Source organism: Bordetella genomosp. 5 (assembly GCF_002261475.1).
Lineage (GTDB): Bacteria > Pseudomonadota > Gammaproteobacteria > Burkholderiales > Burkholderiaceae_B > Bordetella.
In genome coordinates, this window is the sequence record NZ_NEVN01000005.1 from 1 (window position 1) to 15,826 (window position 15,826).

17 protein-coding genes are annotated in these 15,826 nt (G+C 67.8%); 4 read left to right on the forward strand and 13 right to left on the reverse strand.

The window, feature by feature from the left end; genetic code table 11:
- The 4 genes from CEK29_RS23995 to CEK29_RS10105 all read left to right on the forward strand — a co-directional run.
- The coding region (locus tag CEK29_RS23995) for a hypothetical protein (RefSeq protein WP_217903873.1) at positions 1-214 on the forward strand (214 nt) is incomplete at its 5' end.
- Positions 215-294: 80 nt separating this feature from the next.
- A complete protein-coding gene (locus tag CEK29_RS10095) occupies positions 295-738 on the forward strand; it encodes a hypothetical protein (protein WP_094799495.1) in 444 nt (147 codons plus the stop codon).
- Between the two features lie 156 nt (positions 739-894).
- A complete protein-coding gene (locus CEK29_RS10100) occupies positions 895-2,628 on the forward strand; it encodes a methyl-accepting chemotaxis protein (RefSeq protein ID WP_094799496.1) in 1,734 nt (577 codons plus the stop codon).
- 178 nt (positions 2,629-2,806) lie between these two features.
- A complete protein-coding gene (locus CEK29_RS10105) occupies positions 2,807-4,405 on the forward strand; it encodes a methyl-accepting chemotaxis protein (RefSeq protein ID WP_094799497.1) in 1,599 nt (532 codons plus the stop codon).
- 36 nt (positions 4,406-4,441) lie between these two features.
- Here CEK29_RS10105 and fliR read toward each other — a convergent pair whose 3' ends face one another.
- From fliR to fliF, 13 genes are all read right to left on the reverse strand, one after another.
- On the reverse strand, positions 4,442-5,230 hold the full coding sequence (fliR, locus tag CEK29_RS10110) for a flagellar biosynthetic protein FliR (RefSeq protein ID WP_094799498.1): 789 nt from the start codon (positions 5,228-5,230) through the stop codon (positions 4,442-4,444).
- A gap of 22 nt (positions 5,231-5,252) precedes the next feature.
- Positions 5,253-5,522: a flagellar biosynthesis protein FliQ gene (gene fliQ, locus CEK29_RS10115; RefSeq protein ID WP_094799499.1), complete on the reverse strand. Its 270-nt coding sequence runs from the start codon at positions 5,520-5,522 to the stop codon at positions 5,253-5,255.
- A 16-nt stretch (positions 5,523-5,538) separates the two neighbouring features.
- Positions 5,539-6,351: a flagellar type III secretion system pore protein FliP gene (gene fliP, locus CEK29_RS10120; protein WP_432759230.1), complete on the reverse strand. Its 813-nt coding sequence runs from the start codon at positions 6,349-6,351 to the stop codon at positions 5,539-5,541.
- 51 nt (positions 6,352-6,402) lie between these two features.
- A complete protein-coding gene (gene fliO, locus CEK29_RS10125) occupies positions 6,403-6,735 on the reverse strand; it encodes a flagellar biosynthetic protein FliO (protein WP_094799501.1) in 333 nt (110 codons plus the stop codon).
- Positions 6,736-6,737: 2 nt separating this feature from the next.
- Complete coding sequence (gene fliN / locus CEK29_RS10130) at positions 6,738-7,280, reverse strand: flagellar motor switch protein FliN (RefSeq protein WP_094799502.1); 543 nt, start codon at positions 7,278-7,280, stop codon at positions 6,738-6,740.
- Entirely contained in the window at positions 7,273-8,283 is a 1,011-nt protein-coding gene (gene fliM, locus CEK29_RS10135; RefSeq protein WP_094799503.1) for a flagellar motor switch protein FliM, read from the reverse strand. The genes fliN and fliM overlap by 8 nt, the downstream gene beginning before the upstream one ends.
- A gap of 2 nt (positions 8,284-8,285) precedes the next feature.
- Positions 8,286-8,897 carry a flagellar basal body-associated protein FliL gene (gene fliL, locus CEK29_RS10140; RefSeq protein ID WP_176456877.1) on the reverse strand — a complete coding sequence of 204 codons (612 nt, stop codon included), beginning with the start codon at positions 8,895-8,897 and terminating at the stop codon, positions 8,286-8,288.
- Between the two features lie 143 nt (positions 8,898-9,040).
- Complete coding sequence (locus tag CEK29_RS10145) at positions 9,041-10,423, reverse strand: flagellar hook-length control protein FliK (RefSeq protein ID WP_094858018.1); 1,383 nt, start codon at positions 10,421-10,423, stop codon at positions 9,041-9,043.
- A gap of 26 nt (positions 10,424-10,449) precedes the next feature.
- A complete protein-coding gene (gene fliJ, locus CEK29_RS10150) occupies positions 10,450-10,899 on the reverse strand; it encodes a flagellar export protein FliJ (RefSeq protein ID WP_094858019.1) in 450 nt (149 codons plus the stop codon).
- The gene (fliI, locus tag CEK29_RS10155; RefSeq protein WP_094799594.1) at positions 10,892-12,325 is read right to left on the reverse strand and encodes a flagellar protein export ATPase FliI; all 1,434 of its coding nucleotides are present in this window, start codon (positions 12,323-12,325) and stop codon (positions 10,892-10,894) included. Before fliI ends, fliJ begins: the two co-directional genes overlap by 8 nt.
- A 35-nt stretch (positions 12,326-12,360) precedes the next feature.
- Positions 12,361-13,107, reverse strand: coding sequence for a flagellar assembly protein FliH (gene fliH / locus CEK29_RS10160; RefSeq protein WP_094858020.1), 747 nt, complete (start codon positions 13,105-13,107; stop codon positions 12,361-12,363).
- Complete coding sequence (fliG, locus tag CEK29_RS10165; RefSeq protein ID WP_094799508.1) at positions 13,100-14,113, reverse strand: flagellar motor switch protein FliG; 1,014 nt, start codon at positions 14,111-14,113, stop codon at positions 13,100-13,102. The genes fliH and fliG overlap by 8 nt, the downstream gene beginning before the upstream one ends.
- On the reverse strand, positions 14,103-15,782 hold the full coding sequence (gene fliF / locus CEK29_RS10170) for a flagellar basal-body MS-ring/collar protein FliF (RefSeq protein WP_094799509.1): 1,680 nt from the start codon (positions 15,780-15,782) through the stop codon (positions 14,103-14,105). Before fliF ends, fliG begins: the two co-directional genes overlap by 11 nt.
- Between the last annotated feature and the right edge of the window lie 44 nt (positions 15,783-15,826).

A 15,826-nucleotide genomic window follows, 5' to 3' on the forward strand; every position in this document is an offset into this window, starting at 1 on the left:
CCGCGCCCCGCAGGGCGTCGGCCGCGACGCGGCCTGCCGCGCCGCAGCCGGCCGCGTCCCGGTCAGCCGCGCCCAGGCCGGCCGCCGCCAAGCCGGCCGCTACGGCGTCGAGAACGGCCCGTGCCGCGGCCGTGCCGCGCGCCGGCGCAGCCCCAGTCAAACCCAACGGCCTGAATGGCTCGCACGCGCCGTCGCGGCGCGCGCCCGCGGATGACGACTGGGAGTCTTTCTGAGTGCCGGCGGCGCGAGCCGCCGGTCGAACATGGTTTTGGCCTTCGGGCCGGATGGAGTGTCATGCGAGTCGTAAAGCATTTGATGTCCTGGACAGTGGCGATCGGGCTGCTGGCGGGTTGCGCCGCAACCGGTCACAACTTCGACCCCGGCAAGCTGTCCACGCTGACGCCCGGCCAGTCCACCTTGCCCGACGCGGCGCGCGCCCTGAATGCGCAGCCCGCCACGGTGTACGCCCGACGCGACGGCAGCGCCCTCGTGCTGTGGCAGCACAAGATCACGTTCGTGACCGATGGGCTCTACAGCCGCAAGGAAGCGTGGCTGGAGTTTGGTCCCGACGGCCGCCTGGTGCGTCTGGTCGACAGCACCAACATCCTGCTCGAGCCCTGGGAGCGGCAGAAGTTGCTGGGCCCGCCGCCGCCTGCGCCGATCGTGATCGAGCAGACGGCGCAGCCAGAAGTCGAGGTGATCACGATTACGGTGCCGCCGCCCGCGCGGACCCGATGACCGGGTATCGCTACCGTACCCGCGCTGAATGATGCGCGAAGGCCGGCGAGGCGGGTTGTCCGCCCCACCGGTCGGTGCCAGAAGCCACCAGGAAGGCCGCACCCTTGCTGATGGCATGTCTCACTAGAGTTGGAATATCCTGAAGGACGGGGAAATATGGAAACGAGTTTCGAATCAGGCGCAAAGACAGCCAAGTCCAAAAAACGCGCCCGCGCACCCAAGCAGAAACAAAAGCGCTCCTTTTCCTTGCGCAATGCGCATGTCGGTACGCTGCTGTTGTGGGTCATGAGCTTCTTCGCCGTGTTGATCGCCGCCGTCGGCGTGATGGCGGCGTTCTTCCTGCAGCAGAACTACGAGTCGGTGCAACGGGTCAATGACCTGACCGGCCGTGCCAAGGAAGTGGAAATCATCAACAGCGACATGCTGCGCGCTCGCGTGGCCCTGATGGTGGCCGCGCGTCACCTGCAGGAATCGGGCTGGGGCTCGGGCGAGAATTCCGGCGCCGCCGCCACCAAGACGCTGAAGGAAGCCACCGATCTGCTGACCGGCGTGCGTGCCCGCTTCGCCGACTTCCAGAAGAACATGCTGGAAGACGACAAGGGTCGCCAACTCTCCATGAACCTGGTCCGCCGCTATCGTTCGTACATCGACGACGGCGTGGACACGATGGTCGAAGCGCTGCGCAGCGAAGACTATTCCACGTTCTACATGGTCAACAACGAATACGGCACGCCGCGTAGCGCCGCGTTCATCGACGCGATCGGCGAGTTCTCGAAGTACATCGAGTCCGAGCAGCAGGCGACCATCGACTCCGCGCGCACCAACTTCGACCGCGCGCTGATCGCCGTGGCCGCCGCCGTCGTGCTGGCCCTGATCCTGATGATCGTGGCGCGCATGGTGTTCGGCCGTCTGGTGGTGCGTCCGCTGATCGAGGCGGGCCAGCACTTCGACCGCATCGCCGCCGGCGACCTGACCCAGCGTGTCGACGTGCGCAACAGCAATGAGATCGGTCAGCTGTTCGCCGCGCTCAAGCGCATGCAGGAGAGCCTGACGCGCACGGTGTCGCAGGTGCGCCGTGGCGTGGACGAGATCAACGTGGGCGCCCAGGAAATTTCGGCGGGCAACACCGACCTGTCGTCGCGCACGGAGCAGCAGGCCGCCTCGCTCGAAGAGACCGCCGCCTCGATGGAAGAGCTCGCCTCGACCGTCAAGCAGAACGCCGACAACGCACGCCAGGCCAATCAGCTGGCCGCGAGCGCGTCGGACGTGGCCGAGCGTGGCGGTTCCGCGGTGTCGGAAGTGGTGCACACCATGGAAGCCATCTCGGGCAGCTCGCGCAAGATCAGCGAGATCGTGTCGGTGATCGACGGCATCGCGTTCCAGACCAACATCCTGGCGCTGAACGCCGCGGTGGAAGCCGCGCGTGCCGGCGAACAGGGCAAGGGTTTCGCGGTGGTGGCGGGCGAAGTGCGCTCGCTGGCGCAGCGCAGCGCGCAGGCCGCCAAGGAGATCAAGGTCCTGATCGAAGATTCCGTGTCCAAGGTGGGCACGGGCTCGCAGCAGGTCGAGCGCGCCGGCAACACGATGCAAGAGATCGTGGCCTCGGTGAAGCGCGTGACCGACATCATGGGCGAGATCTCGGCCGCGTCCGAAGAACAGTCCAGCGGCATCGACCAGGTCAATCGCGCCGTGGCGCAGATGGACGAAGTCACGCAGCAGAACGCGGCACTGGTGGAAGAAGCCGCCGCGGCCGCGGGCTCGCTGCAGGACCAGGCCGAGCGCCTGGCCGAAGCGGTGTCGGTCTTCAAGATCAATGCGGGCGAAGTCATCGACGTCTCCGCCCAGCAACTCGCCGGCGGCTACAACGCGCCGATGGTCGCACAGACCTGAGCCTGATCTGCCCGCGGCACGGTGCCGCGGGTGAGGCCATCCGGCGACCGGATGGCCTCGAGGCCTTTCCCCTACCTACAAGCTGTTCGGGCCACGTACCCGAGACGCCGCGCCACGTGCTGCATGTGGTGCGGCGTATCCCATTACAAGCTGTGCTGTGTCAATCAAGGAGACAGGAGTGCGCGTCAATTCACCCGTTTACGATGTCGAGACCCGGCTGCGCGATGATCAGTATCTGATTTCTCGTACGGACACCAAGGGCCGCATCACCTATGCCAATCCGGCCTTCGTCGAGGTCAGCGGTTTCGAGCGCGACGAGCTGATCGGCAAGGCGCACAACATCGTGCGTCATCCCGACATGCCGCCGGAGGCCTATGAAGACCTCTGGCGCACGCTGCAGGCCGGCGAATCCTGGCTCGGCGTGGTCAAGAACCGCCGCAAGGACGGCGGCTATTACTGGGTGCTGGCCAATGCCACCCCGATCTTCGAAAACGGCGTGGTGACGGCGTACTCGTCGGTCCGCGTCAAGCCCAGCGACGAGCAGATCGAGCAGGCCGCCGAGCTCTATGCGCAGATGCGCGAAGGCACGGCACGCGGCTGGCGCATCGAAGGCGGGCGCGCGGTGCGCACGGGCTGGCGCCGCGCGCTGCGCGTGCTGGCCTTCCCGTTCAAGCCCGGCGTGCGACCGCAATTGCTGCGTTTCATCCTGGTGTCGGCGGGCCTGTTCGGCGTGACGGCCGGCTGGATGCTGGCCGAACGCTGGGACACGCTGTCGACCGCGCAGGCGTCGCTGGGCGTGGCGGGCGTGACCGCCGGCGTCGCACTGATCGCGGCCATGGGCACCTGGCTGACCCGTGCCGTGCTCTCGCCCATGCGCGACGCCGCCGACATGGCGCGCCAGGTGGCCGCGGGCAATCTCACTTCGCAGGTCTATGCCGACGAAGAAGGCGAGGTCGGCAATCTGGCGTTCTCGCTCGACGTGATGCGCAAGAGCCTGATCGGCATCGCCAGCGATGTTCATCGCGGCATCGAGGGCACCTCGCACGCAGCGCTCGGCATCGCGCGCGGCAATCAGGAACTCTCCTCGCGCACCGAGGACCAGGGTGCGTCGTTGCAGAGCACCGCGGCGAGCATGCAGGAGCTCACCTCCACCGTGCGGCAGAACGCCGACCACGCCCGCCAGGCCAACGAGCTGGCCGCCAGCAGCATGGAGGTGGCGCGCAAGGGCGGGGCGGCGGTGGATCAGGTGGTGCACACCATGCACGGCATCTCCGGCAGCTCGCGCAAGATCGCCGAGATCGTGACGATCATCGAGGGCATCGCCTTCCAGACCAACATCCTGGCCCTGAACGCCGCGGTCGAAGCCGCGCGCGCGGGCGAGACCGGCAAGGGCTTCGCCGTGGTGGCGGGCGAGGTGCGCAGCCTCGCGCAGAAGAGCGCCCAGGCCGCGCGCGAGATCAAGGATCTGATCGAGGATTCGGTGCAGCGCGTGAGCGAAGGCTCGGCGCAGGCCGAGGCGGCCGGTGTCACGATGCACGACATCGAAGCCGCCGTGCGCCGCGTGACCGACATCATCGGCGAGATCTCGGTGGCTTCGAGCCAGCAGGCCAGCGGCATCGAGCAGGTCGAACAGGCCGTGGCCGAGATGGACGGCATGACTCAGCAGAACTCCGGGCTGGTGCAGCAGTTGGGCGCCACGGTGCAGCAGCTGGGCGCGCAGTCGATGGCGCTGCGCGAGACCGTGCAGGTGTTCCGTCTGGGCGAAGAGCGCGTCTAGGCGAGAGGGGCCGGCCTCGTGCGCGAGGCCGGCGCGCTAGCGGCCGGCCAGACCGTTCAGCACGTCGCTCATCGTGAGAAAGCCTCGCTCGAACAGGTTTTCGAGGAAGGGCAGGGAATGCGGCAGGCTCACGGTCAGCAGCACCAGGCCCACCGTCAGCATGATCGGGAAGCCGACCGCGAACACGGTGAGCTGCTGCGCGGCCCGGTTCAGGATGCCCATCGCGAGGTTGAGGGTCAGCAGCGCGCACACCAGCGGCAGCGAGAACAGCAGGCCCGACACGAAGACGGTGCCGCCCCACTCGGTCAGGATGCCCCAGCCGTTGCGATCGAGCGACATGACCTGGATCGGCAGCAGCTCGAAGCTCTTGACCAGTCCGGCCAGCATGAGCAGGTGGCCGTCGAGCGCCATGAAGACCAGCAGCGCCATGACGTTCAGGAAGCGCGCCAGGACGGCGGTGTTCGCGCCGGTGCCGGGGTCGAAGAACGAGGCGAACGAAAGACCCATCTGCAGGCCGATGTATTCGCCGGCCGTCTGCACCGCGGCGAATACGACGCGGATCACCAGCGCCATGCCCAGACCGATCATCACCTGCTGCACCAGCACCATCAGGCCTTCCCAGGAGCCGGGCGGGATGGTGGGGAAGGGGCCGAGCGTCGGCGCGAGCGCGACGGTGATGGCAAAGCTCAGGCCGATCTTGACCTTGAACGGAACGGAGGATTCGGAGAAGAAGGGCGACGCGCCGATCACCGCGAGGATGCGGACGAACGGCCACAGGAACTGCGACAGCCAGAAGTTGAGCTGTGCGTCGGTGAACTGGAACACAGCCCTAGCCCTGTCCGCCGGTTCAGTACACCAGCATCGGGATCCCCCCGATCAACTGGCGGATGTAATCGACCATCAGGCCCATGAGCCAGGGGCCCAGCAGCACCAGCACGCCGCACATCGCCAACAGCTTGGGGATGAACGACAGCGTCATTTCGTTGATCTGCGTGGCGGCCTGAAAGATGCTGATCACCAGACCCACCACCAGCATGACGAGCAGCAGCGGCGCGGCCATGGCCAGCGCGACTTTCATCGCCTGGTAGATCAGGGTCATTACGGCTTCGGCGGTCATGGCATCACCCGGCGGGCTATTGGTAGAAACTCTGGGCCAGCGAGCCCAGCAACAGGTGCCAGCCGTCGGCCAGCACGAACAGCATCAGCTTGAACGGCAGCGATACGGTGACCGGCGGCACCATCATCATACCCAGCGCCATCAGCACGCTGGCCACGACCAGGTCGATGATCAGGAACGGGATGAAGATCGTGAAGCCGATCTGGAACGCCGTCTTGAGTTCGCTGGTGATGAAGGCCGGGATCAGCACGCGCATCGGCACCTGCGACGGATCCTCGATTGCCGGAATATTCGCCATGTTGGCGAACAGCGTCAGATCGTTCTCGCGCGTCTGGTGCAACATGAACGTGTGCATCGGCGCGGCGGCGCGTTCCACCGCCGTCTCGAACGTGATGCTGCCGGCCGTCAGTGGCTGGTAGGCCTCGTTGTAGATGCGGTCGAACACCGGCGACATCGTGTAGAACGTCAGGAACAGCGCCAGGCCCACCAGCACCTGGTTGGGCGGCGACATCGCCGTGCCCATCGCGCTGCGCAGCAGGCCGAGCACGATGATGATGCGGGTGAAGCCCGTCATCATCAGCAGGGCGGCCGGCAGGAACGACAGCGACGTCATCAGCAGCAAGGTCTGCATGCTGAGCGAGTAGGTCTCCGAGCCGCCGGGGCCCGGCGTCGTGGTCAGGGCGGGCAGGGTGGCCTGGGCGATCACGCCCGCGGGCCAGCCGGCCAGTGCCAGCAGCGCGCCCAGGCCGAGCGCGCCCCGCAAGCCGGGCCGTGCGGCCAGCCAGGCGCCGAGACGGCGCATATGCGTGGTGCCGGAAGAGACAGTCATGGATGAGCGGCGAGCGGAGGGGCGAAACGAAAACATGGCGGCCGACCCGGGTCAGCGCCGCTTGAGCGCCTGGCCGAGTTTCTGGGCGAATGCGCTGGCGGTTGCGCCGGCGATGGGTTGCGCGGCGGGCAGTTCGCCCGCCGGCAGGGTATGCAGGGTGGTGATCTGGTTGGGCGTGACACCGAGCACCAGCCAGGTGTTTTCCACTTCGATCACCACGACACTCTGACGCGGCGCCACGGGCATGCTGGCGACCTGACGCAGCAGGTTGCCGCCACCGCGCTGGACCAGGCCGGCGCGGCGCGCCAGCCAGCCCATGAGCAGGATCGCGGCCACGACCAGTGCGAGGCCCACGATCACACGCATGACGGCACCGTCTTCCATGCTCAGCGCCGGTTATTCAAGCGGTTGATGCGTTCGGACGGGGTGATGATGTCGGTCAGACGGATGCCGTACTTGTCTTCCACCACCACGACTTCGCCCTGAGCGATCAGGTAGCCGTTCACGAAAATATCCATCGGCTCACCGGCCAGACCGTCGAGCTCGACCACCGAACCCTGGCCGAGTTGCAGCAGGTTCTTGATGGTCAGGCGCGTGCGGCCGAGTTCCACCGTCAGCTGGACGGGCACGTCCATGATGAGGTCGATGTCGGCGCCGCTCACGGTTTCCTTGCTGGCCAGCGGCTTGAACACGGACTGGGCGGCGGGCTGCGCCGCCGGCTTGGCGGGCGCGGGCGCGGCGGCGGCCGGCGCTTCGGGCACGGCGGCCTGTTCGGCCATCGCGCTGGCCCAGTCGTCTTCCTGCTTCAGGCCATCGGCCTGGGTCGGCGGCGTGCGGGATTGTTCGGCGAGCGCGTCGGCCCAGTCATCGGCCGCGGAGGCGGGCGTGCCGGTACCGGTCGGATCGGGCCGCTCGTTCGTATCAGTCATGGTCGGGGGCCTCGTTGAGATCGGATTCTTCGTAATTGAGCATGTTCTGTACGCGCAGCGCGTACTGCCCGTTGTGCACGCCGTAGCCACATTCCATGATGGGCACGCCGTCCACGTGGGCGGTGATGTTGTCGGGCACTTCGACCGGCAGGATGTCGCCGACCTTCAGGCGCATCAGTTCGCCGATGCTCGAGTGCACGCGCGCGAACTCGGCGATCAGGTCCACGTCGGCGCTGCGCACCTGACGCGAGAGCTGATGCGACCAGCGCTGATCGACTTCCTCGAGCGCGGTGTCCTGCAGCGGCCGCGTGAGCAGGTCGCGCACCGGTTCGATCATCGAGTAGGGCAGGCAGATGTTCAGATCGCCGCCGGTGGCGCCGAACTCGATATGGAACGACGAGACGACCACGACTTCGTTGTCGCCGGTGATGCTGGCGAACTTCGTGTGCATCTCCGAGCGCACGTACTCGAACTCGATCGGGTACACCGGATCCCACGATTTGCCGTAGCTCTCGAGGGTCAGGTTCAGCAGGCGGCGGATGATGCGCTGCTCGGTCGTGGTGAAGTCGCGGCCTTCCACGCGGGTGTGGTAGCGACCATCCCCGCCGAACAGGCTGTCGATCACCAGGAACACCAGGTTGGGATCGTAGGTGAACAGCGCGGTGCCCCGCAGCGGCTTCATCTGAATCATGTTCAGATTCGACGGCACGGGCAGGTTGCGTTCGAAATCCGCGTACTTGATGATGCGGATCGATCCGACCGTGATGTCGGCGTTGCGGCGCATGAAGTTCAACAGCACGTGCCGCATATTGCGGGCGAAGCGCTCGTTGATCAGCTCCAGCGTCTGCATCCGCCGGCGCACCACGCGGTCCGGCGAACTGAGATCGTAAGGCCGCGTGCCATCCGGGACGCTGGCGGTGGATTTACTCTCATCGCTCTCGCCGGTGACGCCAGCCAGCAGCGCATCGACCTCATCCTGCGAAAGAAATGCCTCGTAGGCCATGCTTATTGCACCACGAACGCCGTGAACAACACGTCGGTGACGTACTGCCCATCAGGCAGGGGAGAGAAGGGACGATTGACGGTCTGGGCGATGGCCGCGGCCAGATCGTTCTTGCCTTGCGCGGTCTGCACGGCCTGGGGCGATTGCGCCGACAGCGTCATCAGAATGCGGCTGCGCACCTCGGGCATGTACTTTTCGATGCGCTGGCGGGTCTGGTCGTCGCTCACGCGCAGGGTCAGGCCCACGTGCAGGATGCGCTCGGTCTCGGGGCTTTGCAGCGTGACCGTGAAGGCTTCCAGCGGAATGAAGATCGGGGCGGGTACGACGGGCGGCGTGGTCGGCGGCGGCACGAACGTGGCCTGGACCGGGGTGCCCGGGGCGCCAGGCGCACCCGGCGCGCCGGCGGCGCCGCCCTGACCCACGCCCAGCTGCACCTGAGCGGCGTTCTGCTGGATGTTGCGGGTGGTCAGGTACCACGTTACGGCCACGCTGGCGCCCGCCACGATCAGCAATACCAACAGCGCCAGAAGGGGGCGAAGAAGGGCGCCCGCGCCGCCTTTGCCCTTGGGCAAGGTGCTGCGCGACGGCATGGGAGCGGTTTTTGAAGTGGCCATCTCTGATTCGATGCGTGGTTGCGGCTGAATAAAAAGGTTCGTATGGAATTCAAGCATTCTGCCGGAATTGCCCGCTCGCCTTGCAGCCGATAAACAGGGCGAAAGCGGGGTATCTCAGGCTATTGCTGCGTTGCGCTGCGGCCTCAGGCGAAGGTATCGACCAAGGCATTGCTGTTGCGCGTGGGCAACGCGACTTCCACCGTCGTGGCAGCGCCGTCGGCTTCATTGCCGGCCTGCTGCTGACCACCCTGACGCTGACCCTGGCCCTGGCCTTGCATATCGAATGCCTGCTGGTTGCCCTGGTCGCTCACGCTGGTCTGGCCGAGCGAGATGCCCGACTGGGCCAGCGCCTGCTGGAGTTGGGCCATCGACGATTCGACGGCGGTGCGGACCGCGGCATGCGCGGACACGAAGCTCGCGCTGGCCACGCCGTCGGTCACCGAGATGGTGACGCGCAGCGGGCCCAGATCGGGAGGGTCGAGGCGCAGGTCGGCCGTCTGCGGCAGACGGCCGGCGGCTTGCGTGATGGTGATCATCTGGCGGCCCAGGTCCTGGCCCCACTGCGTCGCGCCGACCGGCGTGTTGACGCTCAGCGAGACGGCCATCGGATCGATGACGGGGGTGGCCACGGCCGGGCGGGCCATGGCGGCATGCAGCGGTTGCTGCACGGCGGCCTGGAGCGCGTTGGCCAGGTCGGCCACGTGGGCCGGCGGCGCGTCGGGCGTGTGCTGGAGCACGGGCTGCTCGACGGCGACCGCCTGGGCCACGGGCAGCAGCTCGGGCTGCACGGGCGCCGGCTGGGCGGGCAGCGTCGCACGGGCCACGGCGGGTTGCGCGGCGAGCTCCGCGCGCGGCTGTGCCGCGGCGAGCGGCAGCTCGGGCGCGGCCGCGAGCGGCTTCTGCGCGGCGGCCTCGCGCGTCAACGGCGCGTCGACGGGCGCGTCGGCGCCAGCCACGAGGGGCAGGGCCGGTGCGTCGGCCTGGGTTTGCGCGGCGACGACGGCGGGGGCCGCCGGCGCGTTGGCCGCGGCCACGCGGGCCTGCACATCGGCCACGCCGGCGGCGATCTGCAGCGCCTGCTGCGGCAGCGACAGGGCCGCGGCGGGCGCGGCTTCGGCCTGGGCCGGCGCGGTCACCGGCACGGGGGCCTGATTCACGAGCTGAGCCAGCAGCGCGGCCTGGGCGGCCAGTTCGGCCTGGGCCTGCGTCTGCGCCTGATCCTGGGCGGCGTCATCGCCGCCCGCGTCGGTGCCGGCCGGTGCGTCGACCTTGGCGGTCGGTTCCGAGCCGCTGGCGGGCTTGGCGGCGCCGTCCTGACTGCCGGACGGCGCGGTCGCGTTCTTGTCGTTGCCTTGCGGCTTGTCCTTGGCCGAGCTGTCGGCGCCGCTGTCTTTCTGGCGCGCGAGCACTTGCGAGAAGCTCGGACCGCTCTTTTCCGCGGCCGAGGGGGCCGGGGCCGGCGCGGACGCGGGCGCCTGTACCGGCGCGATCGCGAGGGCGGGCAGGGGGAGGGCGGAGGTCGTCATGGCGGCGTTCCTTCGGGTATCCGGTATCAATGCATGCCCGCGCGGTGCTGGACCAGGCGGGCAGAGAATTCGTCGGTGACACGCTGTTCGCGGCGGTTCTCGACCACCTGGCGCGCCTGATCGCGGCGCTGGGCGAGCGTGTCGAATGAGCTGAGCTTGCGCTTCTCGGCCTGCCAGGCGAGGCGGCTGGCCAACAACTGCTGTTCGATGTCCTTCAGCACATTCGCTTGCTGGCTGATGGCATCGTCGAGCGTGCCGATGAAGCGTTGATAGTTGTGGCAATCCGAGGCCGACATGCCGCTCTGCATCGCCTGCGACAGCCGCTCGAGATAGTCGCCGCGGTAATCGTGCAGCATCTGCAGCTGGCGCTCCGCGTTGTTGCGTTCGGCGCTGATCTTGCCCAGCGCGCGGGCCGCATCGTCGGTCGCATCCTTGGCCAGCCCGATCAGCAGGTCCAGGGGGAGTTGGCTAGGCATATGCGTTCCTCGTCTCGAAGGTGGCGCTCAACTGATGGATCGCGTCGTCGTAGCCGACGTTTTCCTCGATGTTCTGCTGCAGGAACGCTTCCAGGCGCGGGTAGCGCGCGATGGCATCGTCGAGCTGAGGATCGGCGCCGGCGACGTACGCGCCAACGGAGATCAGGTCGCGGTTGCGCTGGTAGCGCGACAGCACTTGTTTGAAGCGGCGGACCAGGCCGAACTGCTCGGGCGTGATCAGCGAAGTCATGGCGCGCGAGATCGATGCTTCGATGTCGATCGCGGGGTAGTGGCCCTGTTCGGCGAGCGTGCGCGACAGCACGATGTGGCCGTCGAGAATCGCGCGCGCCGAGTCGGCGATCGGGTCCTGCTGGTCATCGCCCTCGGCCAGCACGGTATAGAAAGCGGTGATCGAACCGGCCTTGCCGTTCGGGCCGGGCGCGCCCATGCCGGTACGCTCGACGAGCGCGGGCAGCTTGGCGAACACGGACGGCGGATAGCCCTTGGTCGCGGGCGGCTCGCCGATGGCCAGCGCGATCTCGCGCTGCGCCATGGCGTAGCGGGTCAGCGAGTCCATGATCAGCAGCACGTCCAGGCCCTGGTCGCGGAAGTGCTCGGCCAGGCGGGTGGCGTACGCGGCGCCCTGCAGGCGCAGCAGCGCCGACACGTCGGCGGGCGCGGCCACCACCACCGAGCGCGCCAGGCCTTCGGGGCCGAGGTTGTGCTCGATGAATTCCTTCACTTCGCGGCCACGTTCGCCGATCAGGCCGACGACGATCACGTCCGCGCGGGTATAGCGGGCCATCATGCCCAGCAGCACCGACTTACCGACGCCGGAGCCGGCGAACAGGCCCATCCGCTGGCCGCGGCCGACGGTCAGCATGCCGTTGATGGCGCGCACGCCCACGTCCAGCACCGAGTCGATCGGGGCGCGCGAGAGCGGATTGATCGGTTGCGCCGACAGGGGCGCGGCTTCGGTCGAGGTCAGCGGACCCAGCCCGTCCAGCGGGCGGCCGGCGCCGTCGACCACGCGGCCCAGCATGGCGTTGCCGACCGGCAGGTGGCGGCCCAGCTGCGGCTTGGCATTACCGTTCAGTTCGGCCTTGCGCGGCAGCGGCACGGCACGCTGAACGGCGGGTTCGGCGGGCACGACACGCGCGCCCGGGGGCAGGCCGGAGATATCGGCCTGCGGCATCAGATACAGCGTGTGGCCATCGAAGCCCACCACTTCGGCATCGGCCCAGTGGTCGTGACCGCGGGCGATTTCGATGCGGCAGGCGGCGCCGACGGGCAGGCGCAGGCCGGTGGCGTGCAGCACCAGGCCGGTGGCGCGCGTGATGCGGCCGCTGGCCAGCAGCGGCTCGGTCGACGCCGCGCGGATCGATCCGATCTGCAGCTGCGTTTCCCAACGGTCGATGACGGGCACGCCCGTATCGATGACCGGAGCGGCGGCGGCCTGGCTCACGCGCCTTCCTCCCAGGCCGCGCTGCGGCCGATCGAGGCGGCCACCCGGCGCCAGCGCGTCTGCAGCGTGGCGTCGATGTCGCCGTAAGGCGTTTCGGCGCGGCAGCCGCCGCGCGTGATGGATTCGTCGGCGAGCACGCGCCAGTTGCCGTCGCGCAGTTCGTCGTCCAGGTGCAGACGGATCAGTTCGAGGTCGTCGGGATGCACCCAAAGGCGCATCACGCCGCCGTTGGTCGGGTTCAGATGCAGCACTTCACGGATCGCGGGCAGCATCGACTCCGGCTGTTCGGCCAGGGTGGTGCGCAGGATCTGACCGGCGATGTCCAGTGCCAGCGTCAGCAGGCTCTGGCCCATGCGGGCTTCGACTTCGGCGAACGAGCTGGCGCTGGCTTCGACCAGCGCGCGCAGACGTTGCGCTTCTTCGAGACCTTGCTGGCGGCCTTCGGCCAGGCCCTGGGCATAGCCCTCGGCGTGACCGGCGGCGCGGCCTTCTTCCTGGCCCTGGGCCAGGCCTTCCTGATGACCTTCCGCACGGCCCTGTTCGCGGCCCTGCACCAGACCTTCGGCGCGGGCTTCGTTGCGCCAGCGCTTGCGCAGCTCCTGCGGGCTCGGACCCGGGTCCACCTGCGGGGCAGGGGCGGGCGCGGGCTCGGCAACCGGCTCGTCGAACGACAGCATCTGCCAGCGGCGCCAGGCGGCGCTGCGGGGCAGAGGCTTCGTGTCGAGCACGGGCGTATCAGACATACGCGTCGTCCCCTTGGTTGCCCAGCGTGATCTGGCCGCTCTCGGCCAGGCGGCGGGCGATCTGCAGGATCTTCTTCTGCTCGCCTTCCACCTTCGACATGCGGATGGGCCCCTGGGTCTCCAGGTCCTCGCGCAGCATCTCGGCGGCACGGCTCGACATGTTGCGCAGGAACTTGTTGCGCAGCTCCTCGGGCGCGCCCTTGAGCGCGACCATGAGGGTGTCGTTGTCGATTTCCTTGAGGATGAGCTGGATGCCGCGATCCTCGACGTCGATGAGGTTGTCGAACACGAACATCTCGTCGATGATCTTCTGCGCCAGATCGGCGTCGCGTTCGCGCAGGCTCTCGACCACGGCTTCTTCCTGGGTCGAGTTCATCATGTTCAGGATCTCGGCCGCGGTACGCACGCCGCCCATCTTGCTGCGCTTGGCGCCCTGGCCGGCCAGCACGGAGTTCAGCACTTCGGTCAGCTCCGACAGGGCGGCAGGCTGCACGCCGCCGAAGGTGGCGATACGCAGCATGACGTCGTTGCGCAGGCGGTCGGTCAGCATGGCCAGCACGCCGGCGGCGCGGTCGCGCTCCAGGTGCACGAGAATCGTCGCGATGATCTGCGGATGTTCGTCGCCGATGAGTTCGGCCACGGTGTGCGCATCGAGCCAGTTCAGCGCGTCGATGCCGCTGCCGCCTTCGCCCGCTTCCAGGATGTCTTCGATCAGGCCGGCTGCGCGGTCGCTGCCGAGCGCCTTGGTCAGCACGGTGCGGATGTAATCGTCCGAACCCAGCGTGACGGCCATGAACTGGTCGGCTTCCTGGCGGAACTCTTCCAGCACCACCGCGACGTCGCCGCGGGTGACCTGCTTCAGGCCGGCCATGGCGCCACCGACCTGCTGGACTTCGCGCGCGGTCAGGTACTTGAAGACCTCGGCGGCGGCGTCCTCGCCCAGCGACATCAGAAGCACCGCGCTACGGGTCATGCCGTCGAGCGGCTTGGAGGCGTCATTTTTCATCTTTGGTCATCCATGCACGCAGAACCATGGCAACGGCGCGCGGATCCTTGGTGGCCATGTCGCGAGCGCGTTGCAGGTTGTCTTCGTAACGGTCCACTTCCTTGGCGCGGGCGGCGGCGATGGCTTCGCGCTCGGCGTCGACACGGCGCTGCTCTTCTTCCTCGGGGTCGACCTGCGGGTAGAAGTAGTCGGTGACGGCCGGGCGGATCTTGCGGTACAGCCACAGCAGGATCACGGCGCCGATCAGCCATGCCAGGATGGTCTTGAACAGGGCGATCATTTCCGGATCGCGCCAGATCGGCAGCGTCGGCGGTTGATCGTTGAACTGGCTGTTGACCACGTTCAGCGTGTCGCCGCGGGCTTCGGAGTAGCCCATGGCTTCGCGAACCAGATTGGTCAGCTTGGTCAGTTCTTCTTCCGGCAGGGCCTGCGGCTCGCCGTCCTTGTCCGTCATGTAGTTCACGACCACGGCCACCGACAGGCGCTTGACCTGACCCACCGATTGCTTGGTGTGGCTGATCGTGCGGTCGACTTCGTAGTTGATCGTGGCGTCGCGGCGGTCGTTGACCGGGCCGGCCTGGGCGGCGGCGTTGCCGTTGGTGCCCGTGGTCTGACCTTGCGCGTTCTGTTGCTGCTGTTGCTGTTGCTGCGGATTCTGCGGGTTCTGGGCGGGCGGATTGACGACCGGCGCCTGCGTCGCGGCGGGGGGCTGGTTCGACAGCGCGCCCGGCACGCCGATCGCGGCGGCGCCGCCGGTCTGGTGCGCATCGCTGGTCTGCTTGCTGCGAACCGCGGCCTGGTTGGGGTCCTGGTTCGGGCGGTAGACCTCGGAGGTTTCCTCGCGGCGCGCGAAGTCGACTTCGGCGCTGGCCTGTGCATGCACGTTGCCCGGGCCGACCAGCGGATTCAGGATGGTGAGGATGCGTTCGACCGTGCGTTGCTCGACGTCGCGGATATAGCGCGTCTGGTCGGCGTCCATGCCGCGGCCTTCGCCGGTGGGCGAGGAGAGCAGGCGGCCGTTCTGGTCGACGATGGAGACGTTCTCGGCGGTCAGCTCGGGCACGCTCGAGGCCACCAGCCAGGAGATCGACGAGACTTGCGAGTCGCTCAGGCTGCGGCCGGGGTGCACATTGATGAGCACCGACGCCGTGGGCGGCTGGCGGTCGCGCACGAACAGCGACTGGCGCGGCATGGCCAGATGCACACGCGCGCTCTGCACCGTGTGCATCGCTTCGATCGAACGGGCCAGCTCGCCTTCGAGGCCGCGCTGGTAGTTGATCTGTTCGGCAAACTGGCTGGCGCCGAAGCGGGTGTTGTCCATCAGCTCGAAGCCGACCGAGCCGCCGCGCGGCAGGCCCTGGCCCGCGAGCTGCATGCGCGTGTCGTAGACCCGGTTGGCCGGCACCAGAAGCGCGGTCCCGTTCTCGCTGAAGCGATAGGGCACGTTCATCTGGCCGAGCGCGGTCACGATGGCGCCGCCGTCGCGGTCATCGAGATTGGAGAAAAGGACCTTGTAGTCCGGTTCCCGGCTCCACATCGTCAGCGCGACGATCACGGCGACGAGCGCGGCCGCGATGCCAAGCAGCATGGGTTTGGGGAGCGCACGAACTTTCTCGAGCGCGGGAAATTTGGCCAAGAGCGAGGAGCTCAGGGTAGCCTGCTGATTCATCGGCGGCTCCCGCGAGCGCGGTCCAGGTATACAGACGACATGGG

Excerpts from the sequence above, each read along its gene's own strand:
- fliJ (WP_094858019.1), bottom strand. The coding sequence starts at position 10,899 with ATGCCTAGCCAACTCCCCCTGGACCTGCTGATCGGGCTGGCCAAGGAT.
- CEK29_RS10095 (WP_094799495.1), top strand. The coding sequence starts at position 295 with ATGCGAGTCGTAAAGCATTTGATGTCCTGGACAGTGGCGATCGGGCTG.
- CEK29_RS10145 (WP_094858018.1), bottom strand. The coding sequence starts at position 10,423 with ATGACGACCTCCGCCCTCCCCCTGCCCGCCCTCGCGATCGCGCCGGTA.
- CEK29_RS10100 (WP_094799496.1), top strand. The coding sequence starts at position 895 with ATGGAAACGAGTTTCGAATCAGGCGCAAAGACAGCCAAGTCCAAAAAA.
- fliP (WP_432759230.1), bottom strand. The coding sequence starts at position 6,351 with ATGACTGTCTCTTCCGGCACCACGCATATGCGCCGTCTCGGCGCCTGG.
- fliF (WP_094799509.1), bottom strand. The coding sequence starts at position 15,782 with ATGAATCAGCAGGCTACCCTGAGCTCCTCGCTCTTGGCCAAATTTCCC.
- fliL (WP_176456877.1), bottom strand. The coding sequence starts at position 8,897 with ATGGCCACTTCAAAAACCGCTCCCATGCCGTCGCGCAGCACCTTGCCC.
- fliQ (WP_094799499.1), bottom strand. The coding sequence starts at position 5,522 with ATGACCGCCGAAGCCGTAATGACCCTGATCTACCAGGCGATGAAAGTC.
- fliM (WP_094799503.1), bottom strand. The coding sequence starts at position 8,283 with ATGGCCTACGAGGCATTTCTTTCGCAGGATGAGGTCGATGCGCTGCTG.
- fliO (WP_094799501.1), bottom strand. The coding sequence starts at position 6,735 with ATGGAAGACGGTGCCGTCATGCGTGTGATCGTGGGCCTCGCACTGGTC.
- fliH (WP_094858020.1), bottom strand. The coding sequence starts at position 13,107 with ATGTCTGATACGCCCGTGCTCGACACGAAGCCTCTGCCCCGCAGCGCC.
- fliN (WP_094799502.1), bottom strand. The coding sequence starts at position 7,280 with ATGACTGATACGAACGAGCGGCCCGATCCGACCGGTACCGGCACGCCC.
- fliG (WP_094799508.1), bottom strand. The coding sequence starts at position 14,113 with ATGAAAAATGACGCCTCCAAGCCGCTCGACGGCATGACCCGTAGCGCG.